Below are 18,005 nucleotides of genomic sequence, written 5' to 3'. Positions count from 1 at the left end.
TGGGAGCGCAGCGACCCTCGAACCACGAGGGCGTGGCAGCGCCTACTCCGCCGGCGTCGCGTCCTTTACGGCGAATTCCAGCACGCCCTTGCGCGTGGCGACGAGGCCGATGCGGCCGTGCTTGATGTCGAGGGCCTTGTCGCCGAAGAGCTTGCGGCGCCAGCCCTTGAGGGCGGGAACGTCGGCATCGTCGTCGAGCACGAGCGCGTCGATATCGTCTGATGTGGCCAGGATGCGGGCGGCGACGCCGTGTTGTTCGGCGACGGACTTGAGCAGAACGCGGATGAGATCGCCCACCGCGCCCTTGGGCGAGGGGCCGCGATAGCGTTCGGGCATGGCCGGCAGTTCGGCCTTGGTGAGCGCCTCCACGTCCTTGAGCAGCGTGATGATCTCCGACGCGGCCGAGCTGCGGCCAAAGCCGCGTGGCACGGCGCGGAGTTTTTCGAAGGCGTCGGCGGTCAACGGGCGCTGCATGGCCAGTTCGAACAGCACATCGTCCTTAAGCACGCGGCTGCGCGGCTGGTCGCTGTCCTGCGCGCGCTTTTCGCGCCAGGCGGCGAGCTTCTTGAGGGCCGCCAGGTCGCGCGGGCGGTTGATCTTCATCTTGAGCCGTTCCCAGGCCTGCTCGGGCTGGACGACATAGGTATCGATGCTGCGCAGCACGCCCAACTCGTCCTCGACCCAGTCCCAGCGCTTGGTGGCGTCCACCTGCTTGCGCAATTCACGGTAGATGTCGCGCAGATGGGTGACGTCGGCCACCGCATAGAGACGCTGCTTCTCGCTCAGCGGGCGGGCCGACCAATCGGTGAAGCGGGAGGACTTGTCGAGTTCGACATTGGTGATCGAACGCACCAGATTGTCGTAGGAAACGCTGTCGCCGAAGCCGCAGACGCTGGCGGCGATCTGCGTATCGAAGATATTGACCGGCACCTTGCCGGTAAGCTTGACGAAAATCTCGATATCCTGCCTGGCGGCATGGAAGACCTTGGTGATGTTGGGATTGGCCAGCAGATCGAAGAAGCTCGACAAATCCAGGTCCGGCGCCAGCGGGTCGATGAGCACGGCTTCATCGTCGGTCGCAGCCTGGATCAGGCAGAGTTTCGGCCAATAGGTCGTTTCGCGCAGGAACTCGGTATCCACCGTCACAAAATCAAACTTGCCAGCGCGCTCGCAGAAAGCAGCGAGTACGTCTGTGGAAACTATCAGGTCCATACCGGCGTCCGTCTCAAATTCGTCAATATTCTTCCTAGCAGGTGCAGCAGGTCCACTCCATACCGGATTTGTTGAGTGTTCCGGCAGGGTTAGCGCCGCAGCGCCGTCAATGCCCGTGAAACTTGACAAGCGGGGACTCCCATGCGCTTTTCCCGCCCAAGATTCCGGCCTTTTCCCAGAGTTCCGACATGACCACACATCGCTACCGCTCGCATACCTGCGGGGCCCTCACCGCCAAGGAAGCCGGGCAGACCGTGCGCCTCAGCGGCTGGGTGCATCGCATCCGCGACCATGGGGGCCTGCTGTTTATCGACCTGCGCGACCACTATGGCGTGACCCAGGCCGTCATCGACCCTGATTCTCCCGCTTTCGCCGCCGCCGAAAAGGTGCGCTCGGAATGGGTGATCCGCATCGATGGCGAGGTGAAGCTGCGCGACGGGGCCGCGGTGAACCCGAACCTGCCCACCGGCACGATTGAAGTGTTCATCCGCGAGATCGAAGTGCTGTCGGCCGCCAAGGAGCTGCCGCTGCCGGTGTTCGGCGACCAGGAATATCCCGAGGATGTGCGCCTGCGTTACCGCTTCCTCGACCTGCGCCGCGAAAAGCTGCATGCCAACCTGGTCAAGCGGACCAAGGTCATCGCGGCAATGCGATCAGGCATGGCGGAACAGGGCTTTGCCGAATATTCGACACCGATCCTGACGGCGTCGTCGCCGGAAGGCGCGCGCGATTTCCTGGTGCCTTCCCGTATTCATCCCGGCAAGTTCTTTGCGCTGCCGCAGGCGCCCCAGCAGTATAAGCAGCTGCTGATGGTGGCGGGGTTCGATCGTTATTTCCAGATCGCACCTTGCTTCCGTGACGAAGACCCGCGCGCCGACCGGTTGCCAGGCGAATTCTACCAGCTCGACCTGGAAATGAGTTTTGTGACGCAGGAAGATGTGTGGGACACCACGCAGCCGGTGATCACGTCCATCTTCGAGCAGTTTGCCGAGGGCAAGCGGGTCACCAAGGACTGGCCGCGCATTCCCTATGACACCGCGATCCGCAAATATGGCTCGGACAAGCCGGACCTGCGCAACCCGATCGAAATGCAGGCTGTGACCGAGCATTTCGCCGGTTCCGGCTTCAAGGTGTTTGCCGGGCAGATCGAAGTCGATCCCAAGGTGGAGGTCTGGGCCATTCCGGCCAAGAACAAGGCTGGGGCCGAGCCGATCGGCCGGGCCTTCTGCGACCGCATGAATGCCTGGGCGCAGGGCGAAGGCCAGCCGGGGCTGGGCTATATCTTCTTCAAGGACGGGCAGGGCTCCGGCCCCATCGCCAAGAATATCGGCGAGGAGCGGACGGCTGCGCTCAAGGCGCAGCTCGGGCTCGACGATGGCGACGCCGTGTTCTTCGTCTGCGGACGGCCGGAGAAATTCTATCGCTTTGCCGGCGATGCGCGCACCAAGGCGGGTACCGACCTTGGCGTGGTCGATACCGAGCAGTTTGCACTGTGCTGGATCATCGACTTCCCGTTCTACGAGTGGAGCGAGGAAGAAAAGCGCGTGGACTTCGCCCATAACCCCTTCTCGATGCCGCAGGGCGGCATCGACGCGCTGAACAGCCAGGATCCGCTGACCATCAAGGCATATCAGTATGACGCGGTGTGCAACGGCTACGAAATCGCCTCCGGCTCGATCCGTAACCAATTGCCCGAAACCATGGTCAAGGCGTTCGAGCTGACCGGCAAGAGCCGCGACGAGGTCGAGGAGCAGTTCGGCGGGCTCTACCGCGCCTTCCAGTATGGCGCTCCGCCGCATGGCGGCGCGGCCTTCGGCGTGGACCGCATCGTGATGCTGCTGTGCGGCGTGCAGAACCTGCGCGAAATCACGGCCTTCCCGATGAACCAGCAGGCCGAAGACCTGCTGATGGGCGCGCCGAGCCAGGCTTCGGCCAAGCAGTTGCGCGAGCTGAGCATCAGGCTCAACGTGCAGTCGTAATTCTTCACCTCTCCCATGGGGAGGGTTAAGGCGGCCCCGGCGACGGGCCGCCTTTTTTCATTTACCCATGCCGATTTGCAATCGGTTAATCAGCGTTAATGATCCGTTAAAGGCTGGTTGGTACCGATTGGGTGTCGACTGGTGTTTTCGGATTCGAATCTTGAAGTCCAAATACTCTCATATCCTGACGCTGATGGGTGCGCTGCTGGCGTTCGTACCCATCATCGCGGTGGATTATCTGCTGGACAGCTATGTCCGCGTTCGAGAGAAAATTAACACCCAGCAATATGTTAGCGGCGTTTCCTCACAAATCGAAATCGGCGTGAACGACGCAATTTCCTCGTTGCGCCGTATCTTGGCAGAGAGCCCGTCGCTCTGCACGCCGACCTTTGTCGCCAATGTGCAGCGCGAACTCGAATCCAGTCTCAATATGAAGCAGGTGCTGGTCGAGAATTCCGACGGCGTGCAGTATTGCGACGCTTTCGGCCGCACGGTGGCCTTCTCGCCGCTATCGGAAAGCCTGCCGATCCCGGGCCACACGGAAACCATCGCCCTGGTCCAGTATGGCGACCTGGCCATGCCGGCGCTCAAGATCACCCAGACCTTCGGCCAGACACGGCGCGTCTCGGCCTTCGTGCCGCTGATGGGGCAAACCGCCGATGGGCTGGCCCAGGGACTGCCCAGCGCGGCCATGATGCGCGTGCTGCTGACCAATGGCACGCCGATCCTGACGGTGGGCGATGCCAATGCCTTCGACAGGCGCGGATCGAGCGCCGAGTTCATCTATGCGCAGGGCTTTGCCGGCGAGCTGCCGCTCAAGGTCGAATATGCCATTCCCTTCGTCATGGCACGCGCCACCTATGCCGACCTCGACATGGCATTCACCGCCATCGCCTGCGTCATGAGCGCCATCGTGCTGCTGCTGTCGCTGGGCTATGTGCGGCGCTCGCGCGTGCCGGCCTTCGATCTCGAGCGCGCCATCGCGCGTGGCGAGATCAAGCCCTACTACCAGCCTGTCATCAACCTGCGTACCGGCGAGCTGATGGGCTGCGAAGTGCTGTGCCGCTGGGAAAAGAAGAACGGGCAGGTGGTGCCGCCCGGCGCCTTCATTGATTATGCGGAGGTTACCGGCCTCGCCATTCCCATGACCCTGTCGCTGATGCAGCAGGTCAAGTTCGACCTGAGCGATCTCAGCCAGATGATGCCGGACCTGAAAATCTCGATCAACCTGTTCGAGGGCCACTTCCGCGACGACAGCATCGTCGAGGACGTGCAGGCCATTTTCGGCAATTCACCGATCAACTTCCGCCAGCTGGTCTTCGAGATCACCGAACGCCACCCGCTGGCCAATTCAGCCGTGGCCAACAGCGTCATTGCGGGGCTGCATGCGCTGGGCACCAAGCTCGCCATGGACGATGCCGGCACCGGCCACTCCAACCTGGCCTATCTGGGCACGCTGGGCATCGACATCATCAAGATCGACCGCATTTTCGTCGACATGGTCAAGCCCGGCACCACCCAGGTTCCAGTGCTCGACGGGCTGATCGCCATGGCCAAGGACCTCGATTGCGAGATCGTCGCCGAAGGCGTCGAGACCGAGGAACAGGCGCTCTACCTGCGGGCGCGCGGTGTCATACAGGCCCAGGGCTATATCTTCGCGCCGGCCCTCAAGATCGGGGCCTTCCGCGAACTGGCGACGGCATTGCATGCCACGGCGGCGCCACGCAGCCGCATCGAGAGCATCGTTGCCAGCGCTGCATGACGGGGGTCTTCGACTTTAGTTGCAGCGCTCCCCGGACTTAGTCCCTTTTCATCGGCGGCGATTGGTGGCACCAACGCTGTCCCGAACGATGCCCGCCATCACGCGAAGCGGGCGAGGAGGACTGCGTGACGACCGATTTGACTGAACAGCGGAAAGCCCTGCGCGAAGCCGCGCTGCACTTCCACGAGTTCCCCAAGCCCGGCAAGCTCGAAATCCAGCCCACCAAGCCGCTGGGTAACCAGCGCGACCTGGCACTGGCCTATTCCCCCGGCGTCGCGGCGCCCTGCGAGGAAATCGCGGAGCATCCGGAGACGGTCGCCAGATACACGTCCCGACAAAACCTGGTCGCCGTCATTTCCAACGGAACGGCCGTGCTCGGCCTGGGCAATATCGGAGCGCTGGCCAGCAAGCCGGTGATGGAAGGCAAGGCGGTCCTGTTCAAGAAATTCGCCGGCATCGACGTGTTCGATCTCGAGATCGACGAGATCGAGCCGCAGAAATTCATCGACGCGGTAGCCCCGCTCTGGCCGACCTTTGGCGGCATCAACCTCGAGGATATCCGCGCGCCCGACTGCTTCGAGATAGAGGAAACCCTGCGCGAGCGCATGCCGATCCCGGTGTTCCACGACGACCAGCATGGCACGGCTATCATCGTCGGCGCCGCCGTGCTCAACGGGCTGGAACTCAAGGGCAAGAAGATCGACGAGGTCAAGATTTGTGCCTCCGGGGCAGGGGCCGCGGCCATTGCCTGCCTGAATGTTCTCGTCGCGCTCGGTGCGAAATACGAAAACATCTGGGTCGCCGACAAGGATGGCCTCGTCACCCACAAGCGCAACGACGTCAACGACAAGTGGCGCGGCCAGTTCCGCCGCACCAGCGACGCGACGACGCTGGCCGAAGTGATCGAGGGCGCCGATATTTTTCTTGGGCTGTCGGCGGCGGGTGCGCTGAAGCCTGAAATGCTGGCGAAGATGGCGCCCAAGCCGCTGATCCTGGCCCTGGCCAATCCGAATCCGGAAATTACCCCGGAGCTGGCCAAGGAAACCCGGCCCGACGCCATGGTCTGCACCGGGCGGAGCGACTATCCCAACCAGGTCAACAACGTCCTCTGCTTTCCTTTCATCTTCCGCGGCGCGCTTGACGTGGGCGCGACCACCATCAACGAGGAAATGAAGCTGGCGGCGGTGCGCGCCATCGCCAAACTGGCGCATGAACCGGGGCTGGAAGTGTCGCCCTCGGGCGCGCCGGCCGTGTTCGGTCCCGACCACATCATTCCCAACCCGTTCGACCAGCGGCTGATGCTGCGCATTGCGCCGGCCGTGGCGCTGGCGGCAATGGAATCAGGCGTGGCCAAGAATCCGATCGCCGACTGGGACGCCTATATGGACAGTCTCAACCGCTTCGTGTTCCGCTCCGGGCTGGTAATGAAGCCGATCATCGAGCGGGCGCAGGGGCAGCAGAAGCGGATCGCCTTTGCCGATGGCGAGGACGAGCGCGTGCTGCGCGCGACCCAGGTGCTGCTCGAAGAGCGCATCGCCCGGCCGATCCTGATCGGCCGCCCTTCGGTCATCGAGGCCCGCATCGAGCGCTTCGGCCTGAGCCTGCGGCCCGGCGTCGATTTCGAGGTGGTGAACCCCGAGGACGATCCGCGCTACCGCGACTATGTCAGTCTCTTCCACTCGCTGGTGGGACGCAACGGCGTGACGCCGGACACGGCGCGGCAGGTGGTGCGCACCAATACTACGGTCATCAGCGCTCTGGCCGTAAAGCGCGGCGAGGCCGATGCGATGATCTGCGGGCTCCAGGGCCGTTATATCAAGCATGTCCGCGACATCCGCTCGATCATCGGCCTGCAGGACGGGGTGACCGACGTCTCGGCGCTCTCCATGCTGATCATGCCGCGCGGCGCGTTTTTCCTGGCCGATACCTATGTAAACCAGGATCCGACGACCGACGAGATCGTCGGCATTGCATTGCAGGCGCGCAACCACCTCAAGCGCTTCAATATCGAGGCCAAGGTGGCGCTGTTGAGCTATTCCAATTTCGGCTCGCGCGACGGCGACAGCGCCTTCAAGATGCGCGAGGCCTACAACAAGCTCAAAGCCATCGCTCCCGACATGATCGTGGAAGGCGAAATGCAGGGCGACCTGGCGCTGAACCAGGAGCTGCGGGAGCGCTACATTCCCGATAGCGTGCTGGGCGGCGAAGCCAACCTGCTGATCTTCCCCAATCTCGACGCTGCCAACCTCTCGATGACACTGCTCAAGGAAATGAACAACGCCCTGGCCGTCGGCCCCATCCTGATGGGACCGCGCGCGCCGGCCCACATCCTGGCGCCGTCGACCACCAGCCGCGGCATCGTCAACATGGCGGCCATTGCCGCCACCGAAGCCATCGGGGCCGAGGCATGATCCGCCATACCGTGGTATTTTCGCTCCGGCATGCGGCCGGATCGGCGGAGGAGGGGGCTTTCCTGCGCGACTCCAGGGTGCTGGCGGCAATTCCCGGCGTCGAGAAATTCGAGCAACTGCGGCAGGTGAGTGCGAAGAACGACTATACCTTCGGCTTCTCGATGGAGTTTGCCGACCAGGCGGCTTATGCGGGGTATAATGACCACAAGGACCATGTGGCGTTCGTGCGGGACCGCTGGATCCCAGAAGTGGCGCGGTTTCTGGAGATTGATTACGCGCCGTTGTGAGTTCTGTGCCACGCCCTCGTGGTTCGAGGGTCGCCACGCTCCCGCCTCACCATGAGGGCTACTATTAGCTCAGTGTCCAGTAGCCCTCTGGTGAGGCGCGAGCTCTTCGCGAGCCTCGAACCACGCCCTCGTGCCCGGATGGCAACCACCCGTTAAACCCTTGTCAGGCATATTGGGCGCGTTCAGTTCCGGTTAGCCCATGCCCACCCGTCTCAAACGTCCTGCACTCTGGCGCCCGCTGGCGTTGACCGTGGCGTTGCTGGGGTTCCAGGCCTATCTCGGTTATTCCGCCATCAGCGGACAGTTCGGCATCGAGAACCGGACGCAAATCCTGCTCGATATCGACCAGCTCAAGTCCCGGTCGGCGGCGCTACAGGCAGAGATCGACGTCTATCGGCACCGCGCCACGCTGATGGATACGCGGCGGCTGGACCCCGATATCGTCACCGAGCGCGCGCGGGCCCTGCTGAACATGGCCAATGCGGACGATATAATCGTCATGGTCGACCCCAATTCAGGTAAACCACTTTCCGGTAAATTTGAAGAATTAGCCACGGATGAGTTAACTCAGCTTATCCAAGCAGATTCAACGCTCTAGCTTAAATCCGCAGTTCGCGGCGAGCATTGCTTTCCGTCCGTTGCTTGCACTATGATGCGCAAGTGTGGCCAGATCGGGCCAAGCGGCAAATCCATTTCGATGCGGAGCGTTCCAATGGCGCGTAAGGCTGTGGCCACCAAGGCCAAGACGCAAGCCCAAAAACTTGCCAACGTACCCCAATTCACGGCGGAACAAGACCTCGAAGCCTATCGCGAAATGCTGCTGATCCGGCGTTTCGAGGAAAAGGCCGGCCAGATGTACGGCATGGGCCTGATCGGCGGCTTCTGCCACCTTTATATCGGCCAGGAGGCGGTGGTCACCGGCATCACAATGGCCAGTGAGAAGGGCAAGGATGCCCAGATCACCGGCTATCGCGACCATGGCCACATGCTTGTCATGGGCCTCGACCCCAAGGGCGTCATGGCCGAGTTGACCGGCCGCCAGGGCGGCCTCAGCGGCGGCAAGGGCGGCTCGATGCACATGTTCAGCAACGAGCACAAATTCTATGGCGGCAACGGCATTGTCGGCGCCCAGGTTTCGCTGGGGGCAGGGCTGGCCTTCGCCGCCAAATACAAGGGCGATGGCTCGGTCTCCATCGCCTATTTCGGCGACGGCGCGGCCAACCAGGGCCAGGTTTACGAGACCTTCAACATGGCCAAGCTGTGGAAGCTGCCGGTCGTCTTCATCATCGAAAACAACAAATACGCCATGGGCACGTCCATCGAGCGCGCCGCGGCGACCACCGATTTCTCCATGCGCGGCGCCTCGTTCGACATTCCGGGCGAGCAGGTCGACGGCATGGACGTGCGAATGGTCTATGACGCGGCCAGGCGCGCCATCGAGCATGCCCGTTCGGGCAAGGGCCCGTTCATCCTCGAAATGCTGACCTACCGCTATCGTGGCCACTCCATGTCCGACCCGGCGAAGTACCGCTCCAAGGACGAAGTGACCAAGTACCGGCAGGAGCGCGACGCCATCGAGCAGGTCAAGGCAAGGCTGATCGCTTCGGGCGCCCAGACCGAGGAATCGCTCAAGGCCATCGAGAACGACATTCGCGCCATCGTCACCGAAGCCGCCGATTTTGCCACCAACGATCCCGAGCCGGATGCCGCCGAACTCTGGACCGACATCACCATCAGCGCCTGAGGCGATAGATGAGCATCCTGCTCGGTGTCATCCTGCTCTTCGCGGTTCTCGCGCTGGTCCTGGCGGTCATGCAGGCCATAGCGATGGTGCGCGCAGCACCTGTCAGCGAGAACCTTGCCGGCTTCATGCCGCTGGGCTGGTGGAAATTCCGCCAGCTTGAGCAGAAGGCCGGCCCGGCAGCCGCCCAGCCGCTCAATATCTACAAGCGCGCTGTCATCGCCTTCGTGGTCTTCCTGCTGCTGGGGCTGATCCTGAGCGGATGGGCAATCAACCAGGCGCCGGCTCCGGCCAGCGCCAGCGCTGAACGCATCAGCGATCCGCGCATCATTCCCGCCGAATTTGCCTTCAATACCGACCTTCGCCGCGTGGCCACCATGCCCGGCGCACCAAAAATGCTGGAGAGCTGATATGCCCCAAATCCTGATGCCCGCGCTGTCGCCTACCATGGAAGAGGGCAAGCTGAGCAAGTGGCTGGTCAAAGTTGGCGACAGTGTCAAATCCGGCGATGTGCTGGCCGAGATCGAGACCGACAAGGCGACGATGGAAGTCGAATCGGTCGATGAAGGCGTGGTCAAGGAATTGCTGGTCGAGGAAGGCACCGAGGGCGTGAAGGTCAACACACCGATCGCACTCGTACTGGCGGAAGGTGAGACGGCCGAGGCTGCTCCGGCCGCCAAGACGGCGCCGGAACCGGCCGAAGCGCCGGTGGTGCCTGCCGAAAAGGCCGCGGAAGACGCGCCGGCCGCCGCCGCCGTGCCGGCCGCACCGAAATTCGAGGCGCAAAGCGATCCCGACCTGCCTGAAGGCGTCGAGATGGTGGAAATGACCGTGCGCCAGGCGCTGAACGAGGCCATGGCCGAAGAACTGCGCCGCGACAAGGACGTGTTCGTGATGGGCGAGGAAGTGGCCGAATACCAAGGCGCCTACAAGATCACCCAGAACCTGCTGCAGGAATTCGGGCCCGAACGCATCATCGATACGCCGATCACCGAGCATGGCTTTGCCGGTCTGGCAGTGGGCGCGGCCTTTGCAGGGCTGAAGCCGATCGTCGAATTCATGACCTGGAACTTTGCCATGCAGGCCATCGACCAGATCATCAACTCCGCCGCCAAGCAGCTCTATATGTCGGGCGGGCAGGTGAAGGCGCCGATGGTGTTCCGCGGCCCCAATGGCGCCGCCGCCCGCGTCGGCGCGCAGCACAGTCAGGATTATTCGGCCTGGTACAGCCATGTGCCCGGCCTGACGGTGATTGCGCCCTACAGCGCCGCCGACGCCAAGGGCCTGCTGAAAGCCGCCATTCGCTCGCCCAATCCGGTGGTCTTCCTCGAAAACGAAATCCTCTATGGCTCGACGGGCCTGGTGCCCAAGGTCGATGATTTCCTGCTGCCCATCGGCAAGGCGCGCATTGCCCGCAAAGGCGCCGATGTGACCATCGTCTCGTTCTCGATGGGCATGCGCTATGCGACGCAGGCCACCGAGAAGCTGGTTGCCGCCGGGGTCGATGTGGAACTGATCGACCTGCGCACGCTGCGCCCGCTGGACAGCGATACCGTGATCGAATCGGTCAAGAAGACCGGCCGGCTGGTGACGGTGGAAGAGGGCTGGCCGCAGGGCGGTATCGGCGCCGAAATCTCGGCCCGCGTCATGGAACAGGCCTTCGACTATCTCGACGCCCCGGTGATCCGTGTCACCGGCAAGGACGTGCCGATGCCCTATGCCGCCAACCTCGAAAAGCTGGCGCTGCCGAACGTCGATGAAGTGATCGCGGCGGTCAACGCCGTGACCTACCGCTCGTAAGGAGAACCGGGATGCCAATCGATATCACCATGCCGGCGCTTTCTCCGACGATGGAAGAGGGCAAGCTTGCCAAGTGGCACGTCAAGGAAGGCGACAGTGTCTCCTCGGGTGACGTGATCGCCGAGATCGAGACCGACAAGGCCACGATGGAAGTCGAGGCCGTGGACGAGGGCAAGATCGGCAGGATCATGGTCGCCGAAGGCACCGAGGGCGTGAAGGTCAATGCGGTGATTGCCGTGCTGCTGCAGGAGGGCGAAAGCCTGGATGCCGTGGCGGCGCCCAAGGCGGAAGCACCCAAGACTCCGGCCAATGACGGCCCGGCAAAACCGGACACAGCCCGGGCTGACTTTGAAAAAGTGGCCGCCGCCGACATGAACGCGGCCAAGAACAAGGTCGCCAACAGCAATACCGGCACCAGCGCTCCGGCCAGGACCGATGGCGGCAAGGTGTTTGCCTCGCCGTTGGCCCGTCGCCTCGCCAAGGAAGCCGGGATCGATGTGTCGGCCATTTCCGGCTCCGGCCCCAAGGGGCGCGTGGTGAAGTCGGATGTGGAAGCGGCCAAGTCGGGCAAGGCGCCGCTCAAGGCTGTGGCCTCCGCAACCCCAGCGGGCGCTGCGCCGGCTGGCGGCATGACCAAGGCGCAGGTGCTGGCGCTCTATCCGGAGGGCAGCTACGAACTCGTGCCCAACGATGGCATGCGCAAGGTGGTGGCGGCGCGCCTCACCGAATCCAAGCAGACCGTGCCGCATTTCTACCTGACGGTGGACTGCAAGATCGATGCGCTGCTGGCAGCGCGCGAGCAGATCAACGCTGCTTCCCCCAAGGGCAAGGACGGCAAGCCGGACTACAAGCTCTCGGTCAATGATTTCGTGATGAAGGCCTGGGCCGTGGCCCTGCAGCGCGTACCGCTGGCCAACGCGACCTGGGCGGTGGATTCGATCCTCTATCACAAGCGCAGCGACGTGGCCGTTGCGGTGGCCGTGCCGGGCGGGCTGTTCACGCCGGTCGTCAAGAGCTGCGAGACCAAGACGCTTCGGGAAATTTCCGAGGAGGTCAAGGATCTGGCGGCGCGGGCGCGTGGCAAGAAGTTGGCACCGCATGAATATCAGGGCGGGGCCTCGTCGGTGTCCAACCTCGGCATGTTCGGCATCAAGGAATTCGGCGCTGTCATCAACCCGCCGCATGGCACGATCCTGGCGGTCGGCGTGGGTGAGGAACGGGTCTATGCCGACAAGGGCGAGATCAAGATCGGCCAGTTCATGAGTTGCACGCTGTCGTGTGACCACCGCGCCGTCGATGGTGCGTTGGGCGCTGAAGTGCTCGGCGTGTTCAAGGGCCTGATCGAAAACCCGGTAATGATGCTGGCCTAGAGCTTCGCTCTAGGTTTCTTTAGTCGCGTTTCCGAACCGGAAAAACCGGTACCCACTTTTCCTGGAAACGCTTTGTGAGGCGCGCCGCATGAAAACCATCCTGGCCTATGGCGACAGCCTGACCTTCGGGTCCAATCCGCAGTCCGGCGGTCCGCGGCACGCTTATGAGGACCGCTGGCCGAGCGTGCTTGAACAGGGGCTGGGCAGCAAGGCGCGGGTGATTGCCGAAGGGCTGGGTGGCAGGACCACGGCATTCGACGATTGGACCGCCGACGCCGACCGCAATGGCGCGCGCATTCTGCCGACACTGCTGGCCAGCCACGCACCGCTCGACCTGGTCATCATCATGCTGGGCACCAATGATCTCAAGCCTGCCGTCAACGGCAATGCGCTGACCGCATCCTATGGCATGCGCCGGTTGGTGCAGATCACCCGCGGGCATTTCGCCATGCTCAATGAACCTGTTCCGCAAATCCTGTTGGTGGCGCCGCCGCTGGTCTGTGCCACCGACAATTCGGACATGATGGGGCATTTCGGCGGGCTCGACCACGCGCTGCGGCAGGCCGGCGAACTGGCCCAACATTATGCGCGCCGCGCGCAAGAGTGGAATACTGGCTTCTTCGATGCCTCGACGGTCGCCAAACCCGATCCGCGCGACGGCATCCATCTCGACGCGGCCAATACGCGGGCGATCGGCGAGGGGCTCGTGCCGGTCGTCAAATCCATGCTGGCATTGTGAGCCGGCTCAATAGATTTTCTGGAGGCCCAAATGGCTGACCAATACGACCTTCTCGTCATCGGCGCCGGCCCCGGCGGCTATGTTGCCGCCATCCGCGGCGCGCAGCTCGGCATGAAGGTGGGCATCATCGAGCGCGAGCATATGGCGGGTATCTGCTCCAACTGGGGCTGCATTCCGACCAAGGCGCTGCTGCGCTCGGCCGAAATCTACGGCCATATGAGCCATGCCAAGGATTATGGGCTGACCGTGGAAAAGTTCGGCGTCGATATCGACGGCGTGGTGAAGCGCTCGCGCGCCATCGCGGCGCAGATGAACAATGGCGTCCAGTTCCTCATGAAGAAGAACAAGGTCGATATCATCTGGGGCGAGGCGGTCATCACAAAGCCCGGCGAGGTCAAGGTCGCGCCGACCAAGAAGGCCATCATGCAGCCGCAGGGTCCCGTGCCGAAAAATCCGCTGGGTGAGGGGACGTACAAGGCCAAGAACATCATCATCGCTACCGGCGCGCGCCCGCGCGTGCTGCCGGGCATCGAGCCTGATGGCGACAAGATCTGGACCTATTTCGAGGCGATGAAGCCAGCCGCCATGCCCAAATCGCTGGTGGTGATGGGCTCTGGCGCCATCGGGGTGGAATTTGCCTCCTTCTACCGCTCGATGGGCGCAGAAGTGACGATTATCGAGCTGCTTCCGCAGATCATGCCGGTGGAAGATGCCGAGATTGCCGGACTGGCGCGCAAGCGGCTCGAGAAGCGCGGGATCAAGATCCTGACCGATGCCAAGGTGGCCAAGGTCGAAAAGACCAAGGACGGCGTGACGGCGCATGTCGAGCTCAAGGATGGCAGCAAGCAGCAAATCTCCGGCGAGAAGCTGATTTCGGCCGTCGGCGTACAGTGCAATATCGAAAATCTCGGGCTGGAAACGCTCGGGGTGAAGACCGAGCGCGGGGCCATCGTCATCGATGGCTATGGCAAGACCAATGTGGATGGCATCTGGGCCATCGGCGACGTGGCCGGCCCGCCGATGCTGGCGCACAAGGCCGAGCATGAGGCGGTCATCACTGTCGAGAAGATCGCCGGCATGAAGGTCCATGGCCTCGACAAGACCAAGGTGCCAGGCTGCACCTATTGCGAGCCGCAGGTGGCCAGCGTCGGGCTGACCGAGGCCAAGGCCAAGGAGGCCGGGCGCGAGATCAAGGTGGGGCGGTTCCCGTTCGTCGGCAATGGCAAGGCCATCGCGCTGGGCGAGCCGGATGGGCTGGTCAAGACCATCTTCGATGCCAAGACCGGCGAATTGCTGGGCGCCCATATGGTGGGTGCCGAGGTGACCGAACTGATCCAGGGTTTCGTCGTGGCGATGAACCTCGAAACAACCGAGGAAGAGCTGATCCATACGATTTTCCCACATCCGACGCTGAGCGAGACGATGAAGGAAAGCGTGCTGGACGCTTATGGGCGGGCGCTGAATATTTGAGGCTGGCTCCGCGTTGCCCACTCACGCGATGTCACCCCGGCGAAGGCCGGGGCCCATCCTGAGGTTTAGGTAAGTGGGCGCCATCTCAGGATGGATCCCGGCCTTCGCCGGGATGACATTGTGGGTGGGGTAGGTCGGAGCGAAACAAGGAGTTATCCACATGGTCAAGGCAATCCAAGTCGGCCTGGGACACTGGGGATTCAGCTGGACCAAGGAAGTTATCCCCAAAGTTCCCAGCATTCACATGGTGGGCTATGTGGATAGCAATCCCGAAGCCATCAAGCGCGTGCAGGACGAGCTCGGCATCGACGAGAAGCGATGCTTCCTGAGCCTCGATGAGGCGGCGCAGGGGGTGGAAGCCGATCTTGCGATCTGCACCCTGCGTACCGAAGCCCATTACCCCGTGGTGAAGCGCTGCCTGGAGCTCGGCTTCAACGTCATCGTGGAAAAGCCCTTTGCCTCGACCATCGCGCAGGCCAAGGAACTGGTCGCCCTGGCCAAGGCCAATGGCCGCGTGCTGATGGTGAGCCAGAATTATCGCTTCCAGCCGGCGCCGATTGCGGCGGCCGAACTGATCGGGGCGCAGAAATTCGGGCCGGTGAACCTGGTGTCCATCGACTTCCGCCGCCATGCGCCGAGCCAGGGCTACCGCTATTGGGACATGCCCGATCCACTGCTGGCCGATATGTCGATCCACCATTTCGACCTGATGCGCATGGTGCTGTCGGACAATCCCAAGCGCGTGTCGTGCCGCACCTGGAACCCGGCCGCCAGCCCCTTCGGGCACCATCCCATCGGGGTTGCGACGCTGGAATTCGAGAAGGGCACCATCGTCTCCTATCGCGGCAGTTGGATGAGCAGCGGCCCGGTGACGCCATGGTCGGGGGAATGGACCATGGACTGCTCGGAAGGCGAGATCATCTGGAGCTCGCGCGACCATTTCATGGGCAAGGCCGGGCCGGACAGGCTGAGCCTGCGCGAACGCGACGGAGAGGCCGTGGCCTTCCCGCTGGAGCCGGTCGAATTCGCCGACCGGACGGGCACGCTGGCCGCTATCGCCAAGGTGATAGAGACCGGCGCGATTCCCGCCCGTTTCAGCTCGGGCGAGGATAATCTGCATTCCCTGGCCCTGGTGCAGGCGACGATTCTGTCGGCTTCGCGCGGCGGCGAATGGGTCGAAATCGCGGAGGTGCTGCAATGAGTGTCGGAACGACTGAACTGCTGATCTTTCTCGGCATCGGGCTGGTGGCCGGATGGCTGGCCGGGCTGGTGCTAGGTGGCGGCGGATTGCTGCGCAATCTGATCGTCGGCGTCATCGGCGCCTTTGTGGGCGGCTGGCTGCTCTCGGCGGCCAATATCTCGCTGCCAATAGGCAATGCGCTGGTGAGCCAGATCATCACGGCCACGATCGGTGCCATCGTAGTGATCGCCGTCGCGCGAGTGATCGCACGATAGTTCAGGGCTTGAAGGACGCTCGGCGGGACGCAATATCTCGCGGAGAGTTTGAGAGGGCACAAAGAATGGCATTACCGGAACGGCAAAGTACGGGTGGGGGCTTCACCATGGGTGGCAACAATAATCGTGCGATCCTGGTTTTCCTGGGCATCGGCATCTTGGCGGGTTTCCTCGCCAGCCTTATCGTCGGAGGCGGCGGGCTGATTACCTACCTTATCAGCGGGGTGATCGGCTCGTTCGTGGGAGGGTATCTGTTCACGGCGCTGCGGATCGATCTTGGCATCCGCAACGATCTGGCGCGCCAGATCGTGACCTCGACGGTCGGCGCCATCATCGTCGTGCTGCTCGCACGGCTGATTGCATAGAAGTCAGGACATCCCTTGGTCACTCTGATCGACAATTCGGCACTGAAGCCACGCCACCCGGAAAAGGCCAACCGGCCCGACAGCGTGGTGTTGCGCAAGCCGGACTGGATCCGCGTCAAGGCGCCGGGTTCCGCGGTCTACAAGGAAACCCAGCAGATCGTGCGCGAGAACAATCTCGTGACGGTATGCGAGGAAGCCGGCTGCCCCAATATCGGGGAATGCTGGTCCAAGAAGCATGCGACCATGATGATCATGGGCGAGATTTGCACCCGCGCCTGCGCCTTCTGCAATGTGCGCACCGGCCTGCCGGGACCGCTCGACCCCAACGAGCCGGAAAACGTCGCCAGGGCCGTGGCCAAGCTGGGGCTGGAACATGTCGTCATTACCTCGGTCGACCGTGACGACCTGGCGGATGGCGGGGCGCAGCACTTTGCCGACGTGATCCTGGCCATCCGTGCGGCAACGCCTCGGACCACCATCGAAATCCTGACGCCGGACTTCCTGCGCAAGGAAGGCGCGCTGGAAATCGTCGTGGCGGCCAAGCCGGATGTGTTCAACCACAATCTGGAAACGGTGCCGTCGAAATATCTCAAGGTGCGCCCGGGCGCCCGCTATTTCCACTCGATCCGGCTGCTGCAGAAGGTCAAGGAACTCGACCCCACCATGTTCACCAAGTCCGGCATCATGGTGGGTCTCGGCGAGGAGCGAAACGAAGTGCTGCAGCTCATGGACGACCTGCGCTCGGCCGATGTGGATTTCCTGACCATCGGGCAGTATCTGCAGCCGACCAAGAAACACTATCCGCTGCAGCGCTTCGTCACACCGGACGAGTTCAAGTCCTATGCCACGGTGGCGACAGCCAAGGGCTTTGGGCTGGTCTCATCGAGCCCGCTGACCCGTTCGTCGCACCATGCCGGGGAAGACTTCGCGCGGCTCAAGGCGGCGCGGATGGCAAAGCTCGGTCACTGATGAAGCGTTTTTTCGAGCGGCATGTGCCGCATCTGCCGCAGCGCATGTTCGAGATCGTTGCCGATCTTGGCGACTATCCGCGTTTCATCCCCAACTGCAAGGCGATGGAGCTCCGCCAGGACCCGGCCGCCGCCGGCGCGGACGTGCGGCTGGCCCGGATGACGCTGTTCTTCGGGCCGATCACCCAGGCCTATACCAGCCGGGTGACACTGGACCATGAGGCGCTGACCATCACGGCCAAGGCGGTGGATGGGCCCTTTGCCTATCTCGACAGCGTGTGGCGCTTCGAGCCGGAAGGCATGGGGACGCGGGTGCGCTTCGAGATCGACTTCAAAATCTCCAATCCCTTCATCGCGGCAGTGGCCGAACCGGCCTTCGCCAATAAGCAGGACGAGATCATGCAGGCATTTGCAGACGAGGCCGATCGCCGCTATGGTGATTGAAT

The 18,005-nt window shown here is 62.8% G+C and carries 17 protein-coding genes; 16 read left to right on the top strand and 1 reads right to left on the bottom strand.

Annotated elements, in window-relative coordinates; translation table 11 throughout:
- Nucleotides 1-42: 42 nt before the first annotated feature.
- Nucleotides 43-1,212 carry a ribonuclease D gene (rnd, locus tag ASD04_RS01630; protein WP_056251574.1) on the bottom strand — a complete coding sequence of 390 codons (1,170 nt, stop codon included), beginning with the start codon at nt 1,210-1,212 and terminating at the stop codon, nt 43-45.
- A 188-nt stretch (nt 1,213-1,400) separates the two neighbouring features.
- On the opposite strand from rnd, the gene aspS reads away from it, so the two are divergent.
- The 16 genes from aspS to ASD04_RS01550 all read left to right on the top strand — a co-directional run bounded on the left by aspS (nt 1,401) and on the right by ASD04_RS01550 (nt 18,003).
- Complete coding sequence (aspS, locus tag ASD04_RS01625) at nt 1,401-3,191, top strand: aspartate--tRNA ligase (RefSeq protein WP_056252790.1); 1,791 nt, start codon at nt 1,401-1,403, stop codon at nt 3,189-3,191.
- Nucleotides 3,192-3,351: 160 nt separating this feature from the next.
- On the top strand, nt 3,352-4,953 hold the full coding sequence (locus ASD04_RS01620) for an EAL domain-containing protein (protein WP_056251571.1): 1,602 nt from the start codon (nt 3,352-3,354) through the stop codon (nt 4,951-4,953).
- A gap of 125 nt (nt 4,954-5,078) precedes the next feature.
- Nucleotides 5,079-7,364, top strand: a complete 2,286-nt coding sequence (locus ASD04_RS01615) for an NADP-dependent malic enzyme (protein WP_056251568.1) — start codon at nt 5,079-5,081, stop codon at nt 7,362-7,364.
- On the top strand, nt 7,361-7,651 hold the full coding sequence (locus ASD04_RS01610) for a Dabb family protein (protein WP_056251566.1): 291 nt from the start codon (nt 7,361-7,363) through the stop codon (nt 7,649-7,651). The genes ASD04_RS01615 and ASD04_RS01610 overlap by 4 nt, the downstream gene beginning before the upstream one ends.
- 199 nt (nt 7,652-7,850) lie before the next feature.
- Nucleotides 7,851-8,249 (top strand): septum formation initiator family protein, encoded by a 399-nt coding sequence (locus ASD04_RS01605; RefSeq protein ID WP_056251564.1) that lies wholly within the window; start codon nt 7,851-7,853, stop codon nt 8,247-8,249.
- A 114-nt stretch (nt 8,250-8,363) separates the two neighbouring features.
- On the top strand, nt 8,364-9,395 hold the full coding sequence (pdhA, locus tag ASD04_RS01600; RefSeq protein ID WP_056251561.1) for a pyruvate dehydrogenase (acetyl-transferring) E1 component subunit alpha: 1,032 nt from the start codon (nt 8,364-8,366) through the stop codon (nt 9,393-9,395).
- Between the two features lie 8 nt (nt 9,396-9,403).
- Nucleotides 9,404-9,802, top strand: coding sequence for a hypothetical protein (locus ASD04_RS01595; RefSeq protein ID WP_056251558.1), 399 nt, complete (start codon nt 9,404-9,406; stop codon nt 9,800-9,802).
- 1 nt (nt 9,803) lies between these two features.
- The gene (locus tag ASD04_RS01590) at nt 9,804-11,192 is read left to right on the top strand and encodes a pyruvate dehydrogenase complex E1 component subunit beta (protein ID WP_056251555.1); all 1,389 of its coding nucleotides are present in this window, start codon (nt 9,804-9,806) and stop codon (nt 11,190-11,192) included.
- Between the two features lie 11 nt (nt 11,193-11,203).
- Nucleotides 11,204-12,562, top strand: coding sequence for a pyruvate dehydrogenase complex dihydrolipoamide acetyltransferase (locus ASD04_RS01585; RefSeq protein ID WP_056251552.1), 1,359 nt, complete (start codon nt 11,204-11,206; stop codon nt 12,560-12,562).
- A gap of 88 nt (nt 12,563-12,650) precedes the next feature.
- The gene (locus ASD04_RS01580; protein ID WP_056251547.1) at nt 12,651-13,301 is read left to right on the top strand and encodes an SGNH/GDSL hydrolase family protein; all 651 of its coding nucleotides are present in this window, start codon (nt 12,651-12,653) and stop codon (nt 13,299-13,301) included.
- A 30-nt stretch (nt 13,302-13,331) separates the two neighbouring features.
- Entirely contained in the window at nt 13,332-14,771 is a 1,440-nt protein-coding gene (gene lpdA / locus ASD04_RS01575; RefSeq protein WP_056251544.1) for a dihydrolipoyl dehydrogenase, read from the top strand.
- 160 nt (nt 14,772-14,931) lie between these two features.
- Nucleotides 14,932-15,972: a Gfo/Idh/MocA family oxidoreductase gene (locus tag ASD04_RS01570; protein ID WP_056251538.1), complete on the top strand. Its 1,041-nt coding sequence runs from the start codon at nt 14,932-14,934 to the stop codon at nt 15,970-15,972.
- Nucleotides 15,969-16,226 carry a GlsB/YeaQ/YmgE family stress response membrane protein gene (locus ASD04_RS01565; protein ID WP_056251535.1) on the top strand — a complete coding sequence of 86 codons (258 nt, stop codon included), beginning with the start codon at nt 15,969-15,971 and terminating at the stop codon, nt 16,224-16,226. Before ASD04_RS01570 ends, ASD04_RS01565 begins: the two co-directional genes overlap by 4 nt.
- Nucleotides 16,227-16,333: 107 nt before the next feature.
- Entirely contained in the window at nt 16,334-16,591 is a 258-nt protein-coding gene (locus ASD04_RS01560; RefSeq protein WP_056251531.1) for a GlsB/YeaQ/YmgE family stress response membrane protein, read from the top strand.
- Between the two features lie 15 nt (nt 16,592-16,606).
- On the top strand, nt 16,607-17,560 hold the full coding sequence (gene lipA, locus ASD04_RS01555) for a lipoyl synthase (protein ID WP_056251528.1): 954 nt from the start codon (nt 16,607-16,609) through the stop codon (nt 17,558-17,560).
- The gene (locus ASD04_RS01550) at nt 17,560-18,003 is read left to right on the top strand and encodes a type II toxin-antitoxin system RatA family toxin (protein ID WP_056251525.1); all 444 of its coding nucleotides are present in this window, start codon (nt 17,560-17,562) and stop codon (nt 18,001-18,003) included. Before lipA ends, ASD04_RS01550 begins: the two co-directional genes overlap by 1 nt.
- Nucleotides 18,004-18,005: the final 2 nt, after the last annotated feature.

Origin of the sequence: Devosia sp. Root436 (assembly GCF_001426345.1) — a bacterium.
Lineage (GTDB): Bacteria > Pseudomonadota > Alphaproteobacteria > Rhizobiales > Devosiaceae > Devosia.
This window is presented reverse-complemented; position numbering and strand designations above follow the sequence as displayed.

Excerpts from the sequence above, each read along its gene's own strand:
- rnd (WP_056251574.1), bottom strand. The coding sequence starts at position 1,212 with ATGGACCTGATAGTTTCCACAGACGTACTCGCTGCTTTCTGCGAGCGC.
- aspS (WP_056252790.1), top strand. The coding sequence starts at position 1,401 with ATGACCACACATCGCTACCGCTCGCATACCTGCGGGGCCCTCACCGCC.
- ASD04_RS01610 (WP_056251566.1), top strand. The coding sequence starts at position 7,361 with ATGATCCGCCATACCGTGGTATTTTCGCTCCGGCATGCGGCCGGATCG.
- ASD04_RS01605 (WP_056251564.1), top strand. The coding sequence starts at position 7,851 with ATGCCCACCCGTCTCAAACGTCCTGCACTCTGGCGCCCGCTGGCGTTG.
- pdhA (WP_056251561.1), top strand. The coding sequence starts at position 8,364 with ATGGCGCGTAAGGCTGTGGCCACCAAGGCCAAGACGCAAGCCCAAAAA.
- ASD04_RS01595 (WP_056251558.1), top strand. The coding sequence starts at position 9,404 with ATGAGCATCCTGCTCGGTGTCATCCTGCTCTTCGCGGTTCTCGCGCTG.
- ASD04_RS01590 (WP_056251555.1), top strand. The coding sequence starts at position 9,804 with ATGCCCCAAATCCTGATGCCCGCGCTGTCGCCTACCATGGAAGAGGGC.
- ASD04_RS01585 (WP_056251552.1), top strand. The coding sequence starts at position 11,204 with ATGCCAATCGATATCACCATGCCGGCGCTTTCTCCGACGATGGAAGAG.
- ASD04_RS01580 (WP_056251547.1), top strand. The coding sequence starts at position 12,651 with ATGAAAACCATCCTGGCCTATGGCGACAGCCTGACCTTCGGGTCCAAT.
- lpdA (WP_056251544.1), top strand. The coding sequence starts at position 13,332 with ATGGCTGACCAATACGACCTTCTCGTCATCGGCGCCGGCCCCGGCGGC.
- ASD04_RS01570 (WP_056251538.1), top strand. The coding sequence starts at position 14,932 with ATGGTCAAGGCAATCCAAGTCGGCCTGGGACACTGGGGATTCAGCTGG.
- ASD04_RS01565 (WP_056251535.1), top strand. The coding sequence starts at position 15,969 with ATGAGTGTCGGAACGACTGAACTGCTGATCTTTCTCGGCATCGGGCTG.
- ASD04_RS01560 (WP_056251531.1), top strand. The coding sequence starts at position 16,334 with ATGGGTGGCAACAATAATCGTGCGATCCTGGTTTTCCTGGGCATCGGC.
- ASD04_RS01550 (WP_056251525.1), top strand. The coding sequence starts at position 17,560 with ATGAAGCGTTTTTTCGAGCGGCATGTGCCGCATCTGCCGCAGCGCATG.